Below are 24,275 nucleotides of genomic sequence, written 5' to 3'. Positions count from 1 at the left end.
TGGGGGCACGATGACACCTCTCGCGCACTCCTTCTCCTGGCGCGGCCGCACCGTGGCGTGGGATCGCTTCGGCGATGGGCCCCCTCTCGTGATGCTTCACGGCACGCCATGGTCGTCGGAGCTGTGGCGCCCGATCGCTCGGGTGCTGGCCCGCACGCACACCGTGTATCTCTGGGACATGCCTGGCTACGGGCAGTCGTCGATGCACCGCGATCATCCCGTCGACATTGGCGTGCAGGCAGAGCTCTTCGCAGAGCTCCTGGAGCACTGGGGTCTTGACCGGCCGCGCGTGATCGCCCATGACATCGGTGGCGCGGTCGCGTTGCGTGCGAGGCTGTGTCACGGCACTCGCTACGCGGCGATCGCCCTTGTGGACGTCGTCGCCCTTGCGCCATGGGGTTCGCCCTTCTTCCGTCTCGTTCGCGATCAGGAAGCGGTATTCGCGCAGATCCCGCCCGCGATTCATCGCGGAATGGTCGAGGCCTATATTCGTGGAGCGAGTCACCGTGGTTTGCGGCCGGACGATCTCGCCATGCTCGTGGAACCGTGGACGACGAAGGTGGGCCAGGCTGCTTTCGTACGCCAGATCGCCGAGGCTTCCGAGCGTTTCACCGACGACATCGAATCCCGATACCGCCAGATCAACGAGCCGGTTCACATCTTCTGGGGCACCGAGGACACGTGGATCCCGGTTGATCGCGCCCACCGGCTCCTGGAAACCTTTCCGCATTCTGCCCTCACCCTCATCGAGGGTGCGGGACACCTCGTGCAGCTGGATGCCCCGGCCGACCTTGCCGCGGAGCTCGTGCGGTGGGCCGCCGACGTCGCACCCTCCTGAGCGGGCGGGCACCGTCGGTCACGCCCGCAGCAGGTCGGCGGCGCGTTCGGCGATGGCGACGGTGGGCGCCTGCGTGTTCGCGGTGGGGATGACCGGCATGACGGAGGCATCCGCCACCCACAGGCCCTGCAGGCCTCGCACCGCGAGGGATGGATCGACGACGGCCATCTCGTCGGTGCCGATGCGCGCGGTGCCGGCGCAATGGAAGAACGAGCCGATGTTCTCGCGCACGAACCGCACGCGGTCCTCGCGCGCGGTCATCGACACCGGTGGCGTGATCGGTCCCTCGGCGAGGTCGGCGTAGGCCGAGGTGGCGACAAGATCCTGCACCGCATCCAGCGCCTCGACCATGGCGGCGAGGTCGGTCGGGTCGGCGAGGTAGTTCGGCTGGAAGTCGGCGGGAACCGTCGGATCGGCCGAGCGCGATCGCACCCAGCCCACGCTGCGCGAGCCGTACAATCCCGGCACGAGCGCGAAGACGCGGTTCCCCGACAGGTCGTGGCGGGCGTGGAGGGCGTCTTCGCCGCGGGAGCCGTGTGCGATGACGGTGTGCAGGTCGGGCCCCGCCTCGGCGTACGAGCTGCGCCAGTTGACCATCGCGCCGCCGCCGTTTCCGAGCACCTCGCCGAGATCGTGACGGGCGCGGAAGTTCACGCCGAGGATCAGCGGGTGGTCCTGGAAGTTCTCGCCGACGCCGGGCAGGTCGTGGCAGGGGCGGATGCCGGCCGCGCGCAGTCGCGCCGGATCGCCGATGCCCGAGCGCTGCAGCAGGCGGGGCGTGTCCAGCGCGCCGGCCGCGAGGACGACGCGGGATGCGCGGGTGGTGACGAGCGCCCCGTCGACCTCGTGACGGATGCCGGTGGCGACCGTGCCCTCGAGCACGACGTCGTGCACCGGGCTGTCCACGATCACGTGCAGGCCCGGCCGGTGGAGTGCGGGTTCGAGGTAGGCGCGGGCGGTGCTCCAGCGCTCGAACGACCCGTCGTCGCCTTCGACCGCGTTGTAGTCGGCGTACACGGCGCCCTCGTTCGAGGCCGCGTTCGCGTCGTCGATCACCGGGATCCCGCGCTCGCCGGCGGCATCCATCAGCGCGTGCGCGATCGGATGCACACGGGTGAGCGGACCGACCCGCACGGGGCCATCGAGCCCGCGGAGGGCAGGATCGCCGCCGGGCCGCGACTCGGAGCGGCGGAAGTACGGCAGGAGGTCGTCGTATCCCCATCCCGTCGCCCCGCCCGCGGCCCAGGCATCGTAGTCCGCGCGGGCGCCGCGGTACCAGAGCATCGCGTTGGTCGACGAGGAGCCGCCGAGCACGCGTCCGCGCGGCATCGCGATCGCGCGTCCGAGGACGTGCTCGGTGGGGGTGGAGGCGTAACCGTGGTCGTAGGGGCCGCCGATCATGGCGTCCCAGTGCGCGGCTTCGAGGATCTCGCGCACCCCGCTGTGGGAGGGGCCGGCCTCGACGAGCAGCACCGTCGCAGCCGGGTCTTCCGACAGGCGTGCGGCGAGCACGCATCCGGCCGCGCCGCCCCCCACGACGAGGAAGTCGTAAGAGGCGGCGGGCGTGGCGACGAACGGCATCAGGCCGCCGCCTTATCGGCGTGGCGCCGTGGCGTGTCCCACTTTCCGCTGCGTTGAGGGGGTGTTGAGCGCAGAAGTTGGGACATGCCGGCGGTGGAGGCGCTGACCGCGGTGGAGGCGCTGACCGCGGCGGAGGGGCTGACCGCGGCGGAGGGGTTGACTGCGGCGGAGGGGTCTTCCGCCTGGGGTGTGTCCCACTTTCTGCTGCTAAGAGGGGGTGTTGAGCGCAGAAGTTGGGACATGATCGCGGATGAAGGGCCGCCGATCGCGGATGAAGGGCCGCCGGTCGCGGAGGGGGGACCTTCAGAGGGACGGACGTGCAGCATCAGTTGTGCTCGCTCGGGCCCATGATCGTGATGCCCTCGGTCTCTTCGACGTGGCGGACGAAGATGTACTTGTCCTCGCGTCCGTCGGAGTGCTTGCGCTTGATGCCGGGCTCGAGGATGCCGTCGGTCTTCGCCACGACGATGTAGGGCTCGTCGGCGGCGAGTCCCGCGGCGCAGTGCTCGTCGAACTCCTCCAGCGTCTGCGCGGTGAAGGCCTTCTCGACCCCGGCGCCGCGGGCGATCGCGGCGAGGTCGACGCGTCCGCCGTTGGTGTGGGTGCGGGGGCCGCCGATGGACTGGTACTGCTCGTTGTCCCACACCACGATGAAGAGGTTCTCCGGCCGCTCGTTTCCGAGGGTCGCGAGGATGCCGAGGTTGAACAGCAGACCGCCGTCGGTGTCGAGCGACACGATCTGACGGTGGGGGAGACCTACGGACAGTCCGAACGCCTCGGCCGAGACGCATCCGAGCTGCTGCTGGAACAGGCTCGCCTCGCGCATGTGGGGCGCAGCGTTGTACCACTCGTCGACGGCGCCGCCGAGCGAGAGGATGACCAGCTCGTCCTGCAGGCGTGCGGCGAGCAGCTTCATGGCTTCGAAACGGGAGTAGCTCATCGGACCAGACCTCCTCCGAGCACGACGGCGGCGTGGTGGTACGAGGCGTACGCGTGTTCGTACGCGTTGACCACCGCCTGCTCGATCTCCTCGACTTCGCGCACGATCGTGTAGGGGGTGCGCAGGGTCTGCAACAGCGGCTCCATGGTGATTCCGTGGGGGATCGCCCACCAGTTGTTCTCGCCGAGCTCGCCGCGGTAGCTCATGATCATGACGACCGGGATGCCGGCGCCGAGGCCCAGGCGGGCGAGGTGCTCGGTCGCGGCGCGCAGGCCCGAATTCTCCATGACGAGCACGGCGCGCTTGCCCGAGAGGAACACGCCGCCGGCGATCGCCGCGCCCTCCCCCTCGTTCGTGACGGGGATGGTGCGGATGTCGGCGTCGGCGTCGAGCGCCGGATACAGCTCGTTCAGGAGCGAGTCGGGAAGGTAAGTGGCGACGCTGACCCCGGCGCGCTTGAGGCCCCGGATCACCGCCTCGACGGCTTCGGCTTTCATTCGGTCTCTTCTCTCTGGCGTTGCTCGTGGGGTGGGGACGCGGGTATCCCGCTCCGCTTCGCAGTCACGTTGTGCGGGTGCTGCGGCGGCACATCCGCAATTCGTGTCTGCGGAACGGGGGTGCAACCTGCTCCGCAGTCACGTTGTGCGCCCGTAGCGGGGAGGAATCCGCAGTTTGTGACTGCGGAGCAGGGGTCGTATGGGGACGGGGTCAAGGGGCGAAGGGAGTCGGGCGGAGCAGGGGTCGTATGGGGCGGGGGGATCGTGTGGGGTGGACGTCGTTCGAGGCGGCACGGGTCAGGCGGGCACGGGTCAGGCGGGAACGGGGGTGGATGCGGCGCTCGCCGTCAGCCGATGGGCGCGGTGGGTGGGCGAAAGCCGCGGGCGGCCGGTGAAGCGTTCGCGCAGCGTGGGCGCCGGGGCGCTCGCGCGTCCGCGGTCGACGAGGATCGGCAGGACAAGATCGATGAACGCTCGGTAGGAGTCGGGGCCGCCGAAGGTCGGCTCGAGCATGAGGCCGTCGATGCCGGATCCGTCGATGATCGCCTCGATCTCGTCGGCGACCTCCTCCGGGTTCCCGGTGATCTGGAACCCGCGGATGGCCTTCGTGCGGAACTGGTCCAGTACGCCGCGCACCCGCACATCCGGGTCGTTCTTGGCATAGCGGTCGACGAGGGTCTGCCCGTAGTCGGTGCGCAGATCGACCAGCCGGGTGTCGGGGTCGACGCCCGTGAGGTCGATGCCGGTGATCCCGGCGAACATGACCGCGGCGTCGTCGAGGCCGAGGAGGGCCTCGTACTCGGCGCGCAGAGCGTGTGCCTCTTCGGTGGTCGGGGCTACGGTCACCGTCATGCCGGTGACGACCTTGACCTCGGCGCCGTCGCGGCCGTGCGACTCGGCCTTCGCGCGGATGTCGGCGACGTGTGCGGCGGCGGAGGCGATCGACTGGCCCTGGATGAACACCGCTTCGGCGTTGCGCGCCGCATAGGCCCGGCCGCGGTCGGAGGTGCCGGCCTGGAAGAGTACGGGCGTGCGCTGCGGCGTGGGCGGCACGGCGAAGATGCCGTGCGAGCGCTGGTACTCGCCGTCGACCTCGACGCGGTGCAGCTTCTCCGGGTCGGCGTACAGGCGCCGCGCGCGGTCGCGCCGTTCGGCGTCGTCGTCCCAGCTGTGCTCCCAGAACCGCAGGCACGTGTCGAGGAAGTCATCGGCGGCGTCGTAGCGCTGGTCGTGGGTGAGCTTCCGGGTGACGCCGAACAGCTCGTCGGTGGTGGCCTGCGAGCTGCCGGTGACGATGTTCCAGCCGATGCGACCGCCCGTGAACCGGTCGAGCGTGGCGAACCGGCGCGCGGTGGCGTAGGGCTTCTCGACCGTCGTGGGCGAGGTGACGACGAACCCGAGGTTCTCGGTCGCCCGGGCGAGCGCCGGGATGGCGAGCATGGGGTCGAGGGCGGGGAATTGGATGCCGTGGGCGGCGACCTCGTGCGGCATCCGCCCCTTGAGGGTGGCGTAGCCGTAGGTGTCGGCGAAGAATAGGAAGTCGAATCCCGCCTCGTCGAGCATGGTCGCCAGGTCGACCCAGTAGTCGAGTCGATCCCAGTCGTCGCCGCGGCCGCGAGGGTCGGTCCAGGTGGGCATGCCGTTGCTGGGGTTCATCATCTCGAACGCACCCAGCAGGATGGGCTTGGTCCTGTCGCTCATCGTCAGATCACCATCGCCACGGTCTTGGTCTCCAGGTAGTTCTCCAGCCCCTGCGGGCCGTTCTCGGTGCCCCAGCCGGACTCCTTGTGGCCGCCCTTGGGGAGCTCGGGTCCGAGGAACGAGTGGCAGTTGACCCACACGGTGCCGGCCTCGAGCTGGGCGGCGACGCGGTGGCCGTTGCTGAGACCCTCGGTCCACACGCTCGCGGCGAGGCCGTAGCGCGAGTCGTTCGCCCACGCGACGACCTCGTCGACCTCGTCGAACGGGGTGACCACGGCGACGGGCCCGAAGATCTCCTCGCGCATGAGCGGCATGTCGGCGCGAACGTCGGTGAGCACGGTGGGGGTGAAGAAGGTGCCGTCGCGCTTGCCGCCCGTGACGACGCGCGCCCCGTCGGCGGCACCGGCGTCGACGAGGGAGGCGACGCGCTCGGCCTGCGGGGTGCTCACGAGCGGGCCGAGGTCGGCTTCGGGGTCGAGTCCGTGGCCGAGGCGCAGCTTCTCGCCGGCAGCGGCCATCCCCTCGACGACCCGGTCGTAGACGTCACGGTGCGCATAGACGCGCGCGCTCGCGACGCACACCTGGCCGCCGTTGTCGAAGATGCCGCGGGAGACGCCGTCGATCGCGGCGTCGATGTCGGCGTCGGGCAGGATCAGCGACGGCGACTTGCCGCCGAGCTCGAGAGTGAGGCGAGTGAGATCGGTGGATGCGGTCTGCACGAGCCGCTTGCCGACGGCGGTGGATCCGGTGAAGGCGATCTTCGCCACATCCGGATGCTCGACGAGCGCCTGTCCGGCTTCGGCGCCGTAGCCGCTGACGATGTTGACGACGCCGTCGGGGACTCCGGCGCGCTGCAGGAGGCGACCCAGGAACGCGGCCGTGAGCGGGGTGTTCTCGGCGGGCTTGAGCACGATGGTGCAGCCGGCGGCCAGCGCCGGCGCGAGCTTCATCGCGGTCATGATCAGCGGCGAGTTCCACGGCACGATCGCCCCGACGACACCGACGGGTTCGCGACGCGTGTAGGCGAAGAGCTCCTTGCCGGCGGGCGTCCGCGAGACCGACGTGGGGATGGTCTGGCCGAAGATCTTCGTGGGCCAGCCGGCGTAGTAGCGGAACTGGTTGATGGCGGCGGGCACCTCGCCGAAGCGCGAGGTGCGCAGGTTCTTGCCCTGGTCGAGGGTTTCGAGTTCGGCCAGGTCGTCCAGGTGCTCCTGCATCAGGTCCGCGATGCGCCAGAGCATCGCGCCGCGATCGGCGGGGCTCATCCCGCGCCAGTCGGGGCGGTGCAGTGCGTCGCGTGCGGCGGCGACGGCCTGCGCGACGTCGGCGGCTTCGCCACGGGCGACGGATGCCAGCACCTGGCCCGTTGCCGGATCGAACGTGTCGAATGTCGCACCGGATGCCGCGGCCTGCCACGATCCGCCGATCAGCAGTCGGCCGGGGTCGTCGGCGAGGAATCGCGTGACGCCGTCGCGGAGCGTCGGTGCGGAGGGGGGAGTCATGCGGGCACCTCACGTCGGGAGCGGGGGATGCCCATGATGCTAGACAGCAATCATTGATTGCTTGTAGCTATCAGGTTTCGCGCGTGTTTCGCGGCGCGCGCCCGACGACTCAGGCGGCGGCCACGGAGTGGATGTCGGAGGAGAACGCCTGTCCGTTGAGCTCCAGATAGAGGTGTCGCTCGGTCACCGACAGGCTCATCGTCGTGCGACGCTCGATGTGCGCGGACGCGGCCTCGAGGAACCCGCGGTCGAAGCTGTGCACCAGGATGTCGGGCCCGCGATGGATGCGCTTGCCCTGCCAGCTGGTGACGAGCTTGGCCGGATCGCGGTGCGTGTAGACCGCGACGCGGCCGGCCTTCATGCTGCCCTCGTGCAGGCGCGCGGCCTCCGGAGCGCCTACTTCGATCCATCCCGTCAGCGAGCCGGTCGCATCCCGGATGACGACGGCCGGCTCGTCGGTGGCCGAGATCCCCTCAGTGAATGCGATGCCCTCGGCGAACTCCAGGCCGTAGGCGAGCACCCGGGTGAGCATGTAGACATCGGTCTCAGACGGATGCCGCGCCACCCGGAGCGAGAGATCCTCGTAGACCCCGCGATCCACGTCGGCCAGCGTCACGGTGAAGGTGTGGATCGTCGCGCCGGCAGCCATCCCGTCAGCCTATGCCGCGCCGAGGAAGAGCTCGCTGCCGTCGGAGCGGTACGTTCGAGGGTGCTGAGCGAGAGGGGCGCGATGACCGGGGGACGACCGCTGTACGTCGAGACGTTCATCCGCGCCGACGTCGAGCGGGTCTGGACCCTCACGCAGAGTCCGGAACTCCATCCTCTCTGGGACCTGCGGTTCAGCGCGATCCAGCCGATCGGAACGGATGACGCCGGGCGCACGCGGTTCCGATACGAACGCGCGCTGCCCTTCCACGTCATCCGCGGCGAGGGCGTCTCTCTCGGCGAGAAGGAACGCGCCGATGGCACACGCACCTCCGCGCTCGGATTCTCCACCGACGACCGCACCTCGCCGTTGCGCAGCGGACGCGGGTACTGGCGATACGTCCCCACCGACGGCGGTGTCCGTTTCATCACCGGCTACGACTACCGCCCTGGCTGGGGCCCTCTGCTGGATATCGTGATGCGCCCCGTCATCCTGTGGATGACGGCGTGGAGTTTCGACCGGCTGCGCATCTGGGCGGAGTCGGAAGAGACCCAGCCGCGATGGAGGCTGCGCTCGGCGCTCGCCCTCTGGCGAGCCGATCGGCCGCGAGCATCACGGTGTCGTACGACGCCACCGCCGAAGGGTGCCATGGCTGACGCGCCCGAGAACCTGCGGGAGGTGGCGATCTCGTGAGCGAGAAGGCGATCTTCCGATCAGCGCTCGGCGACGACTTCAACCGGTTGCATCCGATGATGCAGCGCCGGTTCGGTGTCTCCCTGGCCGACGGCTACGCGTGCGTCGGGCGCGGCACGATGACCCGCATCCGGCGCGGCCCGTGGTGGACCGTGCCGTTCCTGCTCATCGGCCGGCTCCGCCACATCCTCGTCGCCGACACCGGAACGGACGTGCCCTTCATCATCGAGAACTATCCGTACCGTGACCCGCTCGGTCGCGAGACGGTGACGTTCGTGCGCGAATATCGTGCGCGCACGAAACCCGCTCGATTCGACGCGACGATGGTGCTGGACTCCGATCGCGGCACGATCGTGGACTACCTCGGGACGCACCAGCACCTGGCCGTCGATCTGCACCTGGAGGTCGACGATCGTGGCGGTCTCATCCTGAGATCCGACGCGCAGCGGTTCTACGAGGGGCCGGTGGCGTTCCGCTTCCCGATGCTCTTCTCCGGGCGTGCGGAGCTACACGAGCACTACGACGACACGGTCGGCGCCTTTCACATCTCCCTGGAGGTGCGCAATCGCCTGTTCGGGTTCCTCTTCGGCTACGAGGGCTGGTTCACGTGCGAGTATCCCGCGGCGAGCGACGCACCCGACCGCCTCAAGCCCGTCCGTCACGAGCACCGGCTCTGACCGGCGCGACCAGGTGCGGGGCGATCTCGGCCTAGGGGCGGCCGTGTTCCCTACCTCGAAGGCAGGCCGCGCTGCTCCAGGGCGTCGCGCATTACGTGCCGACCGCGCAGACTCGCCTCGTCGCGCACGCGAGCGAGCACGGTCGGCGTCCACGGCCGCGCGCTGCCCTGGGAGGCGTAGTAGGCGGAGAGTGCGTCGTCGTAGGCGTCGATCGCTGAGTCCGCAGGCCTGGTGTAGGTCTCGCGGTGGCGCACGACGTCCTGCGGCAGGCGCGGCTTGACCCGGGCCGCGTCATCGGGATGCGGATGCCCGATGGCCATCCCCGCGACCGGGAACGCCCCGGCGGGCAACTGGAGCAGCTCGCTGAGGGCGATCGGGTTGTTCCGCACCGACCCGACGTAGGTGATGCCCAGACCCAGCGACTCGGCGGCGATCGCGGCGTTCTGCGCGGCGACACCCGCATCCACGAAGGACACCAGCGTGCTCTCGAGATAGTCGATGCCGGCATCGGGCTGATCGTGGTGCTTCGCGATCGCGCGGTTGCGCGCCCAGTCGGCGATGAACACGAGGAAGACCGGTGCCTGCCGGATGAACTCCTGGTCGCCGGCAAGTTCGGATGCCGCCGACTTGCGCTCGGGGTCGCGGATCTCGATGACCGACCACGACTGCATGTTCGAGCTCGTCGACGCCGACTGCGCCGCCGCGATGATCGCGGTGACCGCGTCGTCGGAGACGTCCTCCGACGTGACCTGCCGCACCGACCGATGGCGCAACTGCAGCGCGATGACATCGTTCACCGACTCGATCGTGTCGGGGGCGGCGTCGCCGTATCGTGCGCCGAGGCTTTCATCGATGGCGTCGGCGTCGGGGGTCGTCGAGGTCGTCGTCGCTGATTCGGTCATGTCAGGGACGACGATAACCCGCCGCCAGGTATTCCCTCGACGTCAGTGGAACAGGCCCTCGGGATCGCCATGGGCGTCGAGCCACTCCTGTCGGCGCTCGAACAGTCCCGGCACCAGAGTTCGCACGCGGGCGATGAGCTCGGCGACATCGGCCGTGACGAGCTCGCCGCCGCGCACCACGACCTCGCCGGCGACCATCGTCAGGTCGACGTCCGACCCGCGCACTGCGTGCACGAGGTTGTGGTGGATGTTGGCGTAGCCGCCGGAGGGGAGGAACGGTGTCATGCGGGGCGTGTCGGTGCGCACCGCGACGAGGTCCGCTTGGAAGCCGGGCGCGATTCGGCCGAGCCGGTCGCCCTGACCGATGGCTGCGGCACCGCCGTGGGTGGCCATGTGCATGACCTGCCACGAGTCCATCGCGGCGGCATCCATCGACCGCAGCTTGCCGAGGAGCGAGGCGACCTTCATCTCCTCGAACATGTCGAGGTTGTTGTTCTCCTTCTCGCCGTCGGTGCCGAGCCCGACGTTGACCCCGGCGGCGAGCATCTCGGCGACCGGCGCCATGCCGGAGGCGAGCTTCATGTTGGAGATCGGGTTGTGCGACACGCCGACGCCGCGCTCGGCGATCAGGTCGACCTCGGACTGATCGAGCCACACCGCGTGAGCGAGCATCGCGCGGGGAGTGTCGAAGAAGCCGTGCTTGTCGAGTGCGTGCATGGGCCGCATCCCGTATCGGCTGTCGAAGTCGGCCAGTTCGACCTCGGACTCGCTGCAGTGCGTGTAGATGCCGGTGTCGAAGTGGCGCGCCATGTCGATCGCGCGCTTCTGGCCGGCCTCATCGGCGTAGAACCAGTGCTCGAGCCCCACCCAGGGCATGATGCGGCCACCGGCGGCCCCGGTCCACTCGCGCAGCATTCGCTCGTTGTCGTCGAGGGTGTCGAAGTAGTCGAAGTCCGGATGCTCGCCGACGTAGTTCACGGTCACGACGCGGTTGCCGAGCGTCTGGGCGGCGCGGGCGGCGCCATCCATGTACCGCCACATGTCGACCACGGTCGTGGTGCCCGACAGGAGGCCCTCCGCGTAGCAGAGCCACGCGGCCGCCTCGGCCTCGTCGGGCCGCAGCACGCGGTGCATCGGGTCGATGTGCAGCCGCAGCCACTCCCACACCGGCAGGTGCTCGGCGGTGCCCCGCAGCATCCCGGAATGGTGGTGGGCGTTGACCAGGCCCGGCATGAGGACGCGGTCGGTGAGGTCGACCCGCTCGGCATGCGGATGCTGCGCCGCGAGGTCGGCGGCGGCACCGACGGCGGTGATCGTGTCGCCGGAGACCAGCACGGCCGTGTCGGTCAGGACGTCGAGCGAGTCGTTCATGGTCACGACGGCGTCGGGAACCAGCAGGGTGGAGGTCATGTGCGCGCTTTCACGAGGGAAGGGGCGGCGCGACTGCGCCGCCCCCGGGAGGAAGGACTCTACTGCTCGTAGGCGACGAGGTCGGGGTTCTCGTCATACACCTCGGCCAGCAGTGACAGGTCGAACAGCGCCTCCGCGTCGATGTCGATCCCGGCCGCGGCGAGGCTGGCGAGGTTCTCCTCGACCAACGCATCCGAAATGGTGAACAGGCCGTTCTCGAGCGTCTCGTCGGTGCTGATGAGGGCGACCTGCGCCTCGGCGCCCGCGAGCGAGTGCTCCTCGTCGAGCCCGAGATCGGCGCCGTACTCCGTCATGGCCAGCTCGACGCCGACGGCGGGATCGGCGAGGGCCTCGGTCCAGCCGCGGATCTCGGCCTCGAGGAAAGCCTTCACCATCTCGCGGTCGTTCTCGATCGTCTCGTCGGTGACCGTGTAGGTCTTCGCGACGAACGGCAGGCCGTTGTCGGCGAACGCCAGGTCGACCGTGTCGTAGCCCTCCATCGCAACGGTGAGGGACTCGTTGGTGAGGTACGAGATGAAGCCGTCGACTTCACCGGTGGTCAGGGGCGATGTGTCGTACTGCACCGGCACGATCTCGACCTCATCCGCTCCGATGTCGTTCGCCAGGAGGAGTGCGTCGAAGATCGCGCGATTGGAATCCTGCACGCCGATGCGCTTGCCGATGAGGTCTTCGGGCGTCGCGATGTTTCCGGCATCGGCCAGGGAGAGGACCGAGAACGGGTTCTTCTGGAACAGTGCGCCCACGATCTTCAAGGGCGCACCCTCGCTCGCGACGACCGAGCCGATGGAGACCGCGTCGCTGATCGCGACATCGGCGGTGCCGCTGATGAGTTCGGTCGCGCCCGACGACGGTCCGGGCACGAGGCTGACCGAGTCGAAGCCGGCCTCGTCGTAGTAGCCCTCGGTGTCGGCGATGTACTCGCCGGAGAACTCCTCGTTCTTGATCCAGCTCAGCTGGACGGTGAGGTCGCCGAAGTCGTCGGCGGATGCGGCGGCTGTGGAGCCGGAGGTCGTGTCGGAGGTGGAGGTGCCGGAGCACGCCGAGAGGGCGAGGGCCGAGGCGGCCAACGCGGCGGCGACACCGATGCTGCGGGTGAGGAATGCCATCGATCGTCTTTCGTGGGGTGTCACAGGACACGCGGGTCGGGATGCGATCGATAGTAGATAGCTATCGTTGATAACAAATAGCGATGACGTTACGGATGTGTTTCCTGCGGTCAGCTGTCGCCGGCGTACACCAGCACGATGCGGGTGCGCCCGTTCCCCCGCACCGACCAGTGGTTTCGAAGGGCCCCGGGATGCGCGATCGCCTCACCCTCGTCGAGCTCCCACGAGCCGCGACCCTCGACCTCGACCGTGATCGATCCCTCCGCGACGTAGACGGTGAGCTGACCGTCGGACTGGTACCAGTCGCCCAGACGCTGCCCGGGCTCGAGCACGTACTCCTGCACCGTCGCCCGTCGGGCGGTGCCCGAGGACACCACGCGGTGAAATCCCGTGTCCGGATGGTCGGTGATCGGCGCCCACCCGCTGGCATCCCGTCGCGACACCGTGATCGGCTCCGGTTCCCCCGCCGCCGGGAGGAGGTGCGACGGCGACACCTCGAGCGCCGCCGCGATGCGATACAGCGATGCCAGCGACGGCATCGTCTGCCCGCTCTCCACGGTGCTGAGGAACGGCTGGCTCACGTTCGCGCTCGCCGCGAGGGCTCGCATCGAGAGCTTGCGCGACTGGCGCGCCTCGCGGATCGCCGCGCCGAGCAGTGAGCTGATCGCGGCGTCGGAGACGGTGGCGCGCTGCTCGGACACGCTCCCACGATAGACGGCCATGCGCCGGTCGTTGAGCGAACGGTGGCGTCCTCCTCGGTCGTTGAGCGGGCCGGGGCGTCACCTTCGGTCGTTGAGCGGGCCGGGGCGTCACCTTCGGTCGTTGAGCGAGCGGAGCGAGACGAAACGTGGGCGGCGTGCGATTCGCCTCGTCGCTGCGCTCCTCGCTCAACGACCAGGTAGGGGTGGCCTGGGGGCCGGGTCAGCGCCAGCTGGTGAGCTTGTCGGGATTGCGCACGAGCCACACGTCCGACACGCGGTCGGCGCGGACCCCCAGCACCATGACGGTGTCGACCACCGCGTTCTCGCTGACGATGAAGCCGAGCCCGTCGGCCGTTGCGATCGGGTCGACCCGCGCATCCGGGCGCTGGGTGAGCACCCCCAGGATGAAGCGGGCCACGTTGACCGCGCCGAGCACCGGTCGCCGCGCCGCGCTGACCTTGCCGCCCCCGTCGGAGGTGAGCGCCACATCCGGATCGAGGAGCGCGACCAGTGCATCGAAGTCCCCGGCTCCGGTCGCGGCGGCGAAAGCGGCCGCGACCGCGTCGTGCCGCTCGCGCGGGGCGGCGTTCTCGGTGCGGGAACGCACCTTGCGGCGGGCGGAAGAGGCCAGCTGCCGCGTCGCCTCCACCGACCGTCCGACGGTCTCGGCGATCTGCGCGAACGGCAGCTCGAACACGTCATGCAGCACGAACGCCACCCGCTCGGCCGGGGTGAGCGTGTCGAGCACGACCTGCAGCGCCATGCTCACCGAGTCGTCGAGGGTGACCCGCTCGAGAGGATCCGACACCGGCGGCTCTGCCAGCGCGGGAACCGGTTCGGGGAGCCACGGCCCGACGTAGGTCTCTCGACGTGCGCGGGCAGACCCGAGCATGTCGAGGCAGATGCGCGAGGTCACCCGCATCATCCACGCCCCCGGATTCTCGATCGACGCCCGTTGCTCATTCGTCAGGCGCACCCACCGCACGAACGCATCCTCGGCATCGCTCAGGCTGCCCAGCATGCGATACGCGAGCCCCCGCAACGCCGGCCGCTCAGCATCGAGCGTGGAGGTGAGGTCGTCGGTCATCGAGTGCCTTCCTCTCTGGGCGGCGGTCGTGTCCATCATCGCGCCCTCTGACAACACGACGAGGAACCGGATGGATGTGTGAGGCTCACGTTCGGCGGGGCTGCGTCGTCGATCCGTCAGAGGGGCCGATCGAGGCATCCGCAACAGAGAGGAAGAGCATGAGAGTCGCAATCGCCGGGGGGACGGGACTGATGGGCGGGCTCGTCGTCGACGATGCCACCGCGCGAGGACACGAGGTCGTCGTGCTGGCGCGCTCGCGCGGCGTCGATGTGGTCACGGGCGCGGGCGTCGACGCCGCCCTGCGCGGCGCAGATGCGGTCGTCGACGTGACGAACGTGGGAACGATGAATGCGGATGCGTCCACCGACTTCTTCGAGACGGCGACCCGCACGCTCCTCGCCGCCGAGCAGCGCGCCGGCATCGAACGGCATGTCGCGCTGTCGATCGTCGGCGTGGAGCGCGCCCCGTTCGACTACTACGCCGGCAAGCGCGCGCAGGAGATCGCCATCGAGGCCGGGCCGGTGCCGTGGACGATCCTGCGGGCGACGCAGTTCCACGAATTCGCCGAGCAGATCTACGCCACCGCGCATGCCGGGCCGCTGCACCTCGCACCGAAGATGCGTACGCAGCCGATCGCCGCGCGCGAGGTTGCGTCGCGCCTGGTCGACCTGGTGGAATCCCCCGCGCGCGGTGGCTATGTCGAGCTCGCGGGTCCCCGCGAGGAGTCGCTGGTCGACATGGTTCGCCGGTGGGCTCGCGCATCCGGGCACCGCGGGTGGATTCCGGCCGTCCCGCTGCCCGGCGGGCTCGGCAAGGCCCAGCGAGACGGCACCCTGCTGCCGAGTGCCGGGGCGGAGCTCGGCGTCGAGACCTTCGACGCCTGGCTGGAGCGCACCACGGGCTGAGCGAGGACCTCGCCGTTCACAACTCCTCAAGATCTCGGCCACGAGGGGTCGAAAAGTCCGTCCCGGGCACATCGGTGGGCGAAATTGAGGAGTTGTGAACGCGCGGAACGTCCGTCTCCGCAGATTCGGGCGCCACGAGGGAGTATGCGGTGCCGGATGGCGTGCGTTCGATCAGGCCGTGGTCGACGAGGTGGCGCCGAAGAACCGCGACATCATGCGTGACGTCGCTCAACCGGGCGTTGATCCGCTGCTCGCTCAGCACCTCGCCGGGCTTCAGGATCGACGGGGCGATCGCGGCGAGGAGCTCGCCGCGGATCGTCGCGTTCGACGGGTAGACCGCGATGCGACCCTGCTCGTCGAAGAACCGGTCGAGCCCGGCGGGTTTCGGCGTCGGCGGTGCCGAGGCCAGCAGGTCTGCGAAGACGGCGTTGCCGGCGACGAGGCGTCCGTCCTTCTCCGAGACGAGGCCGGACTGCGTCAGCACCTTCGTGATCTGGCGACGTCGCGATGGCGACAGGGAGGCCAGGGTGGTGCTCTCGACGCCGAGGATCAGCTCGGCGTAGACGCGTCGCGCCGACTCGTTGGCCAGCGCCGCGATCACCGCGCGCCATCGCCGCGGCGCGACCTCCGCGGGTCCCACCGCCCTGGGCTGCTCGCTCATCCCTCCACGGTAGGCGGTGCAGGGTTGCACGCCATGACCGCCCGCGTCCACCCCTTGTGGCGAGCATCCGATCCACGCCACGGTGGAGCGTGGACTTCATCGATGCGCTCGCGGCCTGGATGACGACTCAGCGCTGGTATGCCGGTAAAGGGCACCAGCCGCGCCTGCGGATCCTCGACGCGCAACCCGGGCCGGCCGGCAGCACCCGCTATCTCGTCATGGACGACGCCGGAACGCTGCCCACCCTCTACCACGTCCCCCTCGTGCAGGCGTCGTCGGTCGACGACGCCGACGTCATCGACCCGCGCGACGGCAGCGCCCTCGTCGATGCCGCTCGGCAGCAGGACTTCGCCATCGACACACTCGCCGAAATGGGGGTGGATGTGCGCCGCGTGACCGGCGCGCGCGTGCTCACCGGCGAACAGTCCAACACGTCCATCGTGTTCGAGGAGCGGGGTGAGCCAACGATCATCCTGAAGCTCTTCCGCACCCTTCACCACGGCGAGAATCCCGATGTGACCGTTCAGCGCGCCCTCAGCGCCGCCGGCTCGCCCTACATCCCGCGGTTCTTCGGCAGCAAGGACGCGTCATGGCCGGATGTCGGACGCGAGGCGGGCTCCGCGCACGGCACGCTCGGCTTCGCGCAGGAGTTCCTCCCGGGCGTGCGCGACGGGTGGGCGATCGCTTTGGATGCCGCCCGCGAAGGCCGCGATTTCACCGACGCCGCGCGGGATCTCGCGATCGCGGTCGCCGGCGTGCACGGAGCCCTCAGCGTCACGCTGGACACCGCCGATGCCGCCCCCGACCTGGTGGCGGCCACCGGCGACACCTGGCAGCGGCGGCTGCGGATCGCGGCATCCGAGGTGCCCGCCGTCGCCGATCGGGTCGACGCCATCGACGCCGTCTACCGCGCCGCGCTCGACGAGGCGTGGCCGCGACTGCAGCGCATCCACGGCGACCTGCACCTCGGTCAGGTGCTGGCGGTGCCCGGCCGTGGCTGGCGTCTGGTCGACTTCGAGGGCGAGCCGCTGCGGCCGATGGAGGAGCGGGCGATCCCGGATCTCGCGTTGCGCGACGTCGCGGGCATGCTGCGCTCCTTCGACTACGCCGGCGCGGTCGGCGGCGGCCCCGATGCGGCGACCTGGACGGCCGATTGCCAGCGGGTCTTCATCGACGCCTACGCCACCGCCGCCGGCTCAGCCGACCTCGACGGCACGCTGCTGCGTGCGCTCGTGCTCGACAAGGCGGTCTACGAGACCATCTACGAGGCCCGCAACCGGCCCGACTGGCTGCCCGTGCCGCTCGCCGGAATCGACGCCGCGCTCACCTTCCGCGCCGCCTGAGCCGCATCCGGCACCTCCCGGGCACCACCCGCCTGGGCACGTCTGCCCGCCTGAACGTCCGCCGCCCGGAGTCAGTCCGCCGGTTCCTCGGATGACTCCGGTGCCTCGAGCAGGAGGAACATCGCGCCGTATGCGGGCAGCGAGACCGAGAAGCTGTGCAGATCGTCGACGGTTCCGACCGACTCGCCGCTCGCCTCGTCGATGACCTCGGCGCCCGGCGTGAGGTGGTCCGAGTGCACGGTTCCCTCGGTCGGTTCGCCGGCGAAGTTCAGCACGGTCACCTGCAACGGGGCCTCGGCCTGCGGATCACCCTCGTCGAGACGGTGCACCAGCACGAGCATCCCGGCGTGGGCGACCTGGGGGATGTCGACCTGGGTCGCGGTGGCGATGCCGTGCCGCCGGCGCAGTTCGAGCACCTCACTGAGCCGCGACGCGAAGGACTCGGGTTCGTCGAGCTGCGCGGGGAGGGGCCCGTAGAGCGAGCGGGCGCGTGGCATCCCCGCCGCCGATCCGGTCGCCTTGGGGGCCACGTCGAGCAGGTCGTGTGCGCCGCGCTCGATCCACCGGGTGTCTCCGGATGCGACGAGGTCGGCGACCTCGTCGGGCGCCACGGTGAGCATCCCGGTGAGATCCCAGCCCGACAGGGCGAACACGCCCGGCTGCCACGCGTTGTAGGCGCACAGCAGCAGGTGCGCGTCGCGGATCGTGGGCACGTCGGCTTCGGTGATGTCGTCGAGGCGCGCGAAGCCGCGCGTCGCGGCGATGAGGGAGGTCGTCGTGCACGCGATGCCGTTCTGCGTGAAGACCCGGTTGTAGTCCGCGGTGCCCGTGAGACTCTCGGTGAGCTCCGCCCGCACGAGTTCGGCGAGGTCGCCGCCGGTGATCTCGGCCCCGCGGAAGCGGTACTCATCGTCGGCGTGCCGGGTCGCCCAGTGCACCAGCTCGTAGGTGAGCTCGTCGTGGTTCTGCAGTCCGTGCACGAGCTGCACCGGCTCCACGCCGAGCTCGAGCGACGTCGTGAGCGCGAGGCGCAGGAACTCGGTCTGACCGGTGGCGAGGGCGTGGTGGTAACCGGGGCGACCGACGAAGTCGTAGGACAGGTCGGCACCCACCGCACCGGTGTCGCGGATATCCTCCATCGTCAGGTTCAGCTCTTGGAAGGTGAAGCCGCCGACCTTGCGCACCATCCCGCCGATGATGTGGTTCGCCGCGTGCGAGAGCGGATGCCCCTCCGACCACGCCGGGAGTCCCTCCGCGCTCTTCTCCACGCCGAGGAAGCCGTTGGCGTCCAGGCGCAGCGCGGTCGTCCCCAGCTCGCCGAGCGAGTGGAGGGCGTCGCCGATCACGAGGCGCATGCCGGCGAACGTGGGGTCGAGCCAGTTGATCGAGGGCTGCCCCTGCTTGAAGTAGTGCAGGTACACCCACCGCCGGGTGACGCCGTCCGGGCCGGCGACGGGTGTGGTCGCACTCCAGTTGGTCTCCTTCACGCCCGGCGTGTAGAAGATGACGCGCTGCAGGGCGCCGATGATGTACCCGCGCTCGGCGAGCTCGTGCTCGGTCGCCGGGTCGAGGTTGACGCTGTCGACGCCGTCGGGCACGTCGGGGAGGAGCCCCCAGTCCTCCGGCTGGATCTCGACCATGTGGTAGATCCCGGGGTAGTCCCTGTACCCCATCTCGGCGAGGCGGAAGTCGGCGCCCTTGCCGGTGTGACCGGGAACGATGTCGTCGATGATGCTGCCGCCGTGGCCTTCTGCCGCATCGCACAGCGCACGGAACTGGTCATCCGTTCCGAAGGTGGGGTCGATCTGCGTGCTGATGCGGTCGAAGTGACCGTCGACGCTCGGGGTGTCGACCCATCCCGCGATGCCGCCCGCGCGCTTGACCGGACCGGTGTGAATCGCCGTGATGCCGATGCGCTCGAATGCCGCCCACAGCTGCTCCTCGCCGAGGGCGGACAGGAACGACTGCCCCGGACGGGTGATGAGCGAGATCGGATACGCCGTGAACCACACGTCGGTCGCCGCGATCGCGCGGCGCGCATCCGGTCTCGCGTAGGGGTTGCGCCACATCGCCGGCTGCCCCGACACCTCGCGTGCGAGCACGTCGGCGTCATGGAGCATCGACTGGTTCACGAGCCACTCGACGTAACGAGGGTTGGTGCCGTTCGCGGTTCGCGGATCCGTCGCCCGGCGCCGCACGCCGCCGCGGCGCAGCTGGTCGCGCGGACGCAGCCGCCGCGGACGGGCCGGATAACGCTGCTCGTCGTACGTGATCTCCGGCGGGTCGACCTCGGACTCCGCCTCGGCGAGCTCGCGCAGGCCGGGCAGATCGATGGGACCGGTGTACAGCTCCTCGGGCCGGTGCTCGTCTCGCGCCATGTGTCCAACCTACGGAGGATCCGTCGCGGAAACGAGGAGTCGACACCCTGACGCGGACGCGGTATGGGCCGGCGCGTCGCGCGGGCACGCGCTTCTCCCGTTCACAACTCCTCACGATCGACCGGATGAGGCGGTGGAGGGGGAAGGAGCGGCCACGATGACCCGGATGTGAGGAGTTGTGAACGGCGACGGGCCGGCACGGCGCGGCGGCGAGGCGCGGTGTCAGAGCCGGAGGATGCGGGTGGGACAGCGCTGCGGGTCGTGCGGTGTCAGGAGCCGGCGGTGTAGATGAGCGCGACGCGGGCGGAGCCGTCGCCGCGGGACTGCCAGCGGTTGCGGAGCGCTCCCGGGTGGGCGATCGCATCCCCCTCGCTCAGTTCCCACACGCCGAGGCCTTCGATCTCGAGTGCGAGGGAGCCCTCGATGACGTAGTGCACGACCTCGCCGTCGGACTCGAACCAGTCGCCGACGCGCTCGCCGGGTCTGACCAGGTACTCCTGGAGCGATGTGACACCGGCGTGGATCACGCGGGTGTGCGCCGTGTCGGGCGCCTCGGAGACCGGCACCCAGCGCGCATCGGCGGCGCGCGAGACGTGCACGACGTCGGGGTCGGGATCGGCCGGCAGCAGGGCCGACGGGGACATGTCCAGCGCGTTCGCGATGCGGTACAGCGTGATGAGCGAGGGCATCGTCTGCCCGCTCTCGATCTGGCTGAGGAACGGCTGGCTGATCTCGGCGGTCGTGGCCAGGGCCCGCATCGACAGCTTCCGCTCGGACCGGGCCTCGCGGATCGCGCGCCCGAGACGGTCGCCGATCAGCTGATCGATCGAAGCGGGCTGGTCGCTGGCGGGCACCGCCTCACCTTAGCCCGACTGCCCGGCGCGCTGCGCGAGGCGCCAGACGCGCTCGCGGGTGAACGGCTGGTGGAACGGGCGCTCGCCGAGGGCTCGCGCGATGGCGTTCCCGACCGCGGGGGCGACCGGGTTGTAGGGCGACTCGCTCATCGACTTCGCGCCGAACGGACCGATCGCGTCGTGGGTCTCGGCGAAGTACACCTCGGTGTCGGGGATGTCGGCCATCTGCGGCACCCGGTACGTGCGGAACACCGGATTCACCACGCGCCCGTCCTCGACGAGGACCTCCTCGTACAGCGCGCTGCCGAGACCCTGAGCCGCACCGCCCTCGACCTGCCCGCGGCACTGGGCGGGGTTCATCACGAAGCCCGCGTCGGCGGATTGGATGCTCTGCAGCACGCGGACCGATCCGGTCGACGGGTCCACCGCCACGCGCACCGCGTGCACGTTGAAGGCGAGCGAGCGCAGGTCGCCCCGCTCCCATCCCTCCGCGCGCAGTCCCTCCGGGCGAAGCTCCTCGGGTGCGGCGGCCGCGACGACCTCGGCGAACGACACGACGCGGTCGGGGGTCGAGACCCCGTCCGGCGTGACGACGGCCTCGTCCGTGGACGTGCCGGTGAGCGCGGCGGCAAGAGACCGCATCCGCTCGCGCAGCGCGAGGCACGCCGCGTACAGCGCCTTGCCCGCCACGGTCGTGCCCGCCGAGGCGAATGCGCCGGTGTCGTGCTCGACCGCATCCGTGTCGGCCTGCCACAGCCGCACTCGGTCGCCGGGGGCGGAGAACACGTCGGCGGCGATCTGCCGGAGCACGGTCGAGGTGCCGTTGCCGAACTCGGCGGTGCCGACGCCCAGCAGGTAGGTGCCGGCCGGGGTGAGGGTGACCGTTGCGTGCGCGACGTGCCCGCGCGGGGCCATGGTCGAGATCATCGACGCCGCCATGCCCTCGCCGACCGCCCAGCCCTCGGGGGCCTCGACGCCGTTGCCGCGACGGAGCGCATCCTGCGCGAGGTCGAGGCACTGATCGAGACCGTAGCTTCCCCACGCGACGTCGTCGTGGGGGTGGTCGTCCTGCAGCTCGTCGCCCTCGCGCACGGCGTTGATGCGGCGCAGGTCGAACGGATCGATTCCGAGCTTCTCGGCGAGCATGTCCATCGCCGATTCCACCCCGAGGATCACCTGGCCGAGGCCGTAGCCGCGGAACGCCCCCGAGGGGACGTTGTTCGTGTACACCGCTTCGGCATCGATGCGTCGTGCGGGGCACCGGTAGAGCAGCTGCGACTCGGCGACCGCGTGGAACATCACGCCGATCGCGTGGTTGCCGTAGGCGCCGGTGTCGCTCAGCACGTCGATCGTCATCGCCGTCAGCTCGCCGGCCGCGGTCGCGCCGAGGCTCACCGACACGCGCATCGGATGCCGCATCGACGCCCGCTGGAACTGGTCGGTGCGCGAGAACTCGTAGGCCACGCGCCGGCCGGTGCGCAGCACGGCGAGGGCGACGAGGTCTTCGGTGAAGATCTCCTGCTTGCCGCCGAACCCGCCTCCCACGCGCGGGGCGTACACGCGCACCTTCTCGGGCTCGAGGTCGAGCACGTGGCAGAGCTCGTCGCGGGTGAGGAAGGGCACCTGGGTCGAGGACCGGATGACCAGGCGCCCATCGTCGTCCAGCCATCCGATCGCGCCGTGCGTCTCCAGCTGCGCGTGCGAGACGCGGGATGTCTGCCACGTTCCGCTCACGGTCACGGCGCTGTTCGTCAGGGCGGCCTCGGGGTCGTCGCCCACGGTCTTGTGGGCCGCGGCGACCACGTTCCGCGCCGCCTCGACGACGCGGTCCGCGGGCGTGCGGTCGGGATGCAGGAGCGGCGCGCCCGGGGCGCGAGCGGCTTCGGGCTCGAAGACGGCCGGGAGCTCGTCGTACACCACGACCACCGCGGCGACGGCCGCATCCGCTGCTGTGGCGTCCTCGGCGACGACGGCCGCGACCCGCTGGCCGATGTGGCGCACGACGTCGTCGAGCATCCGCATGTCGTCGGGATCGTCGGTGCGGTGCTCGTGCCGCCCGGAGGAGTAGCGGGTCGCGGGCGCATCCTCGTGCGTGTAGACGGCGACGACCCCCGGGATCGCGAGCGCCGCCGTCGTGTCGATCGAACGGATGCGCGCGTGCGCCACGGGCGAGGTGACGACCTTCAGCACGAGGGCGCCGGTGGTCTCGTCGTCGAACGTGTAGGGCTCCAGCCCCTGCACCACGCGCCGCGCCGCTTCCGGCTGCGTCGAGCGCCCCACGCCTGCGGCCGCGCCTGCGGCCGCGCCGGATCCTGCCACACCCGCGCCGGATCCTGCCACACCCGCGCCGGATCCTGCCACACCCGCGCCGGATCCTGCCACACCTGCGCCCGCGCCACCTGCATCCATGTCCCACTTTCCGTCGGTATGAGGTGCCTTTGCCGACGGTTGTTGGGACATGGAAGGGGTGGGTGTGGAAGGGGTGGTGGTGGAAGAGGTGGCCGAGGGGGGATGCGCCGCGGCTGGGCCGGTCTCACGGACCGGGCCGAGCACCGCCTCGCGGATCGACGCGCGAATGGGGCGGTAGCCGGTGCAGCGGCAGAGGTTCCCCTTCATCCGCCGATCGAGGTCGTCGAGGTCGTGCTCGCACAGGGTGGAGGCGGTCACCGCCATGCCGGGTGTGCAGAATCCGCACTGGAAGCCGAAGTTCTCGACCAGCGCCTCCTGCACCGGATGCAGCTCGTCGCCCGGGGCGAGACCGGCGGCGGTGGTGACGGTGCGGCCTTCCATGCGCGCGGCGGGGATGATGCAGGAGTGCACCGGCTCGCCGTCGAGGATCACGCTGCAGGCGCCGCAGTCGCCGGCGTCGCATCCCTTCTTCACCTCGGTGTGCCCGTGCTCGCGCAGCAGCGTGCGCAGGCACTGGCCCGGGGCGGGGTCGGCCTCGATGGCGGAGCCGTTGACGTCGAACCTCACGCGGCCTCCTCCAGCTGCGCCCGCACGCGCCGCGCCAGCTCGACGCTCACCCCGCGACGCCAGTCGGCGGCCCCCAGCGGGTCGGTGTAGTAGCCGGATGCGCCGGCGACGGCATCCGTCAGCACCTGCTCCTCGGGCAGCGTGGCGAACCGCCGTACGGTCGGCGTGGCGGTGGCGGCGGTGACGGCGAACACGCTCGTGCCGTCGGGATCGATGCGCCCGGTGACCACGGCACCGGATCGGCCGAGCTCGGCCAGCGCGATCTTGCGCAGCGCGGCACGCGACCGCAGGGCGGCGTCGGGGATCTCGATCGCGCGCAGCACATCGCCGCGTGCGAGCGAGTTCATGCCGTTGCCGGTGATGATCTCGGCGACCGGTTGGCGTCGCTCGCGGAGGGTGCCGGGTGCGTCCGGATCGGGCGACCAGATCACCGCGACCCCGTCGAGGGCGACGGTGAAGGCGACCATGCCGGCTGCCGCGAACGAGCGGCAGATGTTGCCGCCGACGGTGGCGGTGTTCCAGATCTTGAACGACGCGAGCAGCGCGTTGGCCGCGTCGACGGCCAGCGGCGCGGCGGTCCAGGCCGCGGGAGCCTCGCGCTCGGCCCAGCGCACGAGGCGCGCGATCGTGCAGGTGGCGCCGATGCGCAGGCCCTCGGCGGTGACCTCGAGGTCCGGCCAGCCCATCGCCATGAGGTCGACGAAGCCGGTCGTGGCCGGCTGCGGTTCGCTCATCAGCCAGGTTCCGCCCGCGATGACGACCTCACCCTCGGCGAGGGCGAGGTCGTCCGCCGTGCGCGCGGCACGGAAGTCGCGGATGGTCGTGATGTCCACGGGCGCCTCGGGATGTTGATCAC

Annotated in this window: 21 protein-coding genes; 5 read left to right on the top strand and 16 right to left on the bottom strand. The window is 70.3% G+C overall.

The annotated features are described in order from the left end of the window. Positions 1-10: 10 nt before the first annotated feature. A complete protein-coding gene (locus ACGG9C_RS09800; protein ID WP_194384283.1) occupies positions 11-838 on the top strand; it encodes an alpha/beta fold hydrolase in 828 nt (275 codons plus the stop codon). An 18-nt stretch (positions 839-856) separates the two neighbouring features. Here ACGG9C_RS09800 and ACGG9C_RS09795 read toward each other — a convergent pair whose 3' ends face one another. From ACGG9C_RS09795 to ACGG9C_RS09770, 6 genes are all read right to left on the bottom strand, one after another. Next, positions 857-2,419, bottom strand: a complete 1,563-nt coding sequence (locus ACGG9C_RS09795; RefSeq protein WP_194384284.1) for a GMC family oxidoreductase — start codon at positions 2,417-2,419, stop codon at positions 857-859. Positions 2,420-2,744: 325 nt separating this feature from the next. Further along, on the bottom strand, positions 2,745-3,359 hold the full coding sequence (locus tag ACGG9C_RS09790; RefSeq protein ID WP_194384285.1) for a thiamine pyrophosphate-dependent enzyme: 615 nt from the start codon (positions 3,357-3,359) through the stop codon (positions 2,745-2,747). Beyond that, positions 3,356-3,856 (bottom strand): thiamine pyrophosphate-binding protein, encoded by a 501-nt coding sequence (locus tag ACGG9C_RS09785; RefSeq protein WP_194384286.1) that lies wholly within the window; start codon positions 3,854-3,856, stop codon positions 3,356-3,358. Before ACGG9C_RS09785 ends, ACGG9C_RS09790 begins: the two co-directional genes overlap by 4 nt. Before the next feature lie 312 nt (positions 3,857-4,168). Further along, a complete protein-coding gene (locus ACGG9C_RS09780) occupies positions 4,169-5,557 on the bottom strand; it encodes an NtaA/DmoA family FMN-dependent monooxygenase (RefSeq protein WP_194384287.1) in 1,389 nt (462 codons plus the stop codon). Positions 5,558-5,559: 2 nt separating this feature from the next. Further along, entirely contained in the window at positions 5,560-7,059 is a 1,500-nt protein-coding gene (locus tag ACGG9C_RS09775) for an aldehyde dehydrogenase (protein ID WP_194384288.1), read from the bottom strand. Positions 7,060-7,168: 109 nt separating this feature from the next. Then, positions 7,169-7,708, bottom strand: coding sequence for a YaeQ family protein (locus tag ACGG9C_RS09770; protein ID WP_194384289.1), 540 nt, complete (start codon positions 7,706-7,708; stop codon positions 7,169-7,171). A gap of 81 nt (positions 7,709-7,789) precedes the next feature. On the opposite strand from ACGG9C_RS09770, the gene ACGG9C_RS09765 reads away from it, so the two are divergent. Together ACGG9C_RS09765 and ACGG9C_RS09760 are read left to right on the top strand one after the other, a co-directional pair. Then, positions 7,790-8,398, top strand: coding sequence for an SRPBCC family protein (locus tag ACGG9C_RS09765; protein ID WP_194384290.1), 609 nt, complete (start codon positions 7,790-7,792; stop codon positions 8,396-8,398). Further along, entirely contained in the window at positions 8,395-9,075 is a 681-nt protein-coding gene (locus ACGG9C_RS09760; RefSeq protein ID WP_228480890.1) for a DUF4166 domain-containing protein, read from the top strand. The genes ACGG9C_RS09765 and ACGG9C_RS09760 overlap by 4 nt, the downstream gene beginning before the upstream one ends. A 50-nt stretch (positions 9,076-9,125) precedes the next feature. On the opposite strand, the gene ACGG9C_RS09755 is transcribed toward ACGG9C_RS09760, so the two are convergent. From ACGG9C_RS09755 to sigJ, 5 genes are all read right to left on the bottom strand, one after another. After that, complete coding sequence (locus tag ACGG9C_RS09755) at positions 9,126-9,977, bottom strand: nitroreductase family protein (protein WP_390178596.1); 852 nt, start codon at positions 9,975-9,977, stop codon at positions 9,126-9,128. 42 nt (positions 9,978-10,019) lie between these two features. Next, on the bottom strand, positions 10,020-11,387 hold the full coding sequence (locus tag ACGG9C_RS09750; RefSeq protein WP_194384292.1) for an amidohydrolase family protein: 1,368 nt from the start codon (positions 11,385-11,387) through the stop codon (positions 10,020-10,022). Positions 11,388-11,446: 59 nt separating this feature from the next. After that, entirely contained in the window at positions 11,447-12,514 is a 1,068-nt protein-coding gene (locus ACGG9C_RS09745) for an ABC transporter substrate-binding protein (protein ID WP_194384293.1), read from the bottom strand. 110 nt (positions 12,515-12,624) lie between these two features. Further along, a complete protein-coding gene (locus ACGG9C_RS09740; RefSeq protein ID WP_390178595.1) occupies positions 12,625-13,215 on the bottom strand; it encodes a helix-turn-helix domain-containing protein in 591 nt (196 codons plus the stop codon). 220 nt (positions 13,216-13,435) lie between these two features. Next, positions 13,436-14,302 carry an RNA polymerase sigma factor SigJ gene (gene sigJ / locus ACGG9C_RS09735; RefSeq protein WP_194384295.1) on the bottom strand — a complete coding sequence of 289 codons (867 nt, stop codon included), beginning with the start codon at positions 14,300-14,302 and terminating at the stop codon, positions 13,436-13,438. Between the two features lie 158 nt (positions 14,303-14,460). Between sigJ and ACGG9C_RS09730 the strand changes: the two genes are divergently transcribed. Next, positions 14,461-15,207, top strand: a complete 747-nt coding sequence (locus ACGG9C_RS09730; RefSeq protein WP_194384296.1) for an SDR family oxidoreductase — start codon at positions 14,461-14,463, stop codon at positions 15,205-15,207. A 16-nt stretch (positions 15,208-15,223) separates the two neighbouring features. Here the strand turns inward: ACGG9C_RS09730 and ACGG9C_RS09725 are convergent, their stop codons facing one another. Beyond that, positions 15,224-15,868 carry a DUF2087 domain-containing protein gene (locus ACGG9C_RS09725; protein WP_194384297.1) on the bottom strand — a complete coding sequence of 215 codons (645 nt, stop codon included), beginning with the start codon at positions 15,866-15,868 and terminating at the stop codon, positions 15,224-15,226. Between the two features lie 89 nt (positions 15,869-15,957). On the opposite strand from ACGG9C_RS09725, the gene ACGG9C_RS09720 reads away from it, so the two are divergent. Then, positions 15,958-17,211 carry a phosphotransferase gene (locus tag ACGG9C_RS09720; RefSeq protein WP_194384298.1) on the top strand — a complete coding sequence of 418 codons (1,254 nt, stop codon included), beginning with the start codon at positions 15,958-15,960 and terminating at the stop codon, positions 17,209-17,211. Between the two features lie 71 nt (positions 17,212-17,282). On the opposite strand, the gene treS is transcribed toward ACGG9C_RS09720, so the two are convergent. The 4 genes from treS to ACGG9C_RS09700 form a co-directional block, all read right to left on the bottom strand. Then, positions 17,283-19,589 carry a maltose alpha-D-glucosyltransferase gene (treS, locus tag ACGG9C_RS09715; protein WP_194384299.1) on the bottom strand — a complete coding sequence of 769 codons (2,307 nt, stop codon included), beginning with the start codon at positions 19,587-19,589 and terminating at the stop codon, positions 17,283-17,285. A gap of 269 nt (positions 19,590-19,858) precedes the next feature. Then, positions 19,859-20,443: a helix-turn-helix domain-containing protein gene (locus ACGG9C_RS09710; RefSeq protein ID WP_071044314.1), complete on the bottom strand. Its 585-nt coding sequence runs from the start codon at positions 20,441-20,443 to the stop codon at positions 19,859-19,861. A gap of 9 nt (positions 20,444-20,452) precedes the next feature. Continuing rightward, complete coding sequence (locus ACGG9C_RS09705) at positions 20,453-23,419, bottom strand: molybdopterin cofactor-binding domain-containing protein (RefSeq protein WP_194384300.1); 2,967 nt, start codon at positions 23,417-23,419, stop codon at positions 20,453-20,455. Continuing rightward, positions 23,416-24,252, bottom strand: coding sequence for an FAD binding domain-containing protein (locus ACGG9C_RS09700; protein ID WP_194384301.1), 837 nt, complete (start codon positions 24,250-24,252; stop codon positions 23,416-23,418). Before ACGG9C_RS09700 ends, ACGG9C_RS09705 begins: the two co-directional genes overlap by 4 nt. Between the last annotated feature and the right edge of the window lie 23 nt (positions 24,253-24,275).

Source organism: Microbacterium sp. MTN4-26 (assembly GCF_042846595.1).
In the GTDB taxonomy this organism is placed as follows: domain Bacteria; phylum Actinomycetota; class Actinomycetes; order Actinomycetales; family Microbacteriaceae; genus Microbacterium; species Microbacterium luteum.
This window is presented reverse-complemented; position numbering and strand designations above follow the sequence as displayed.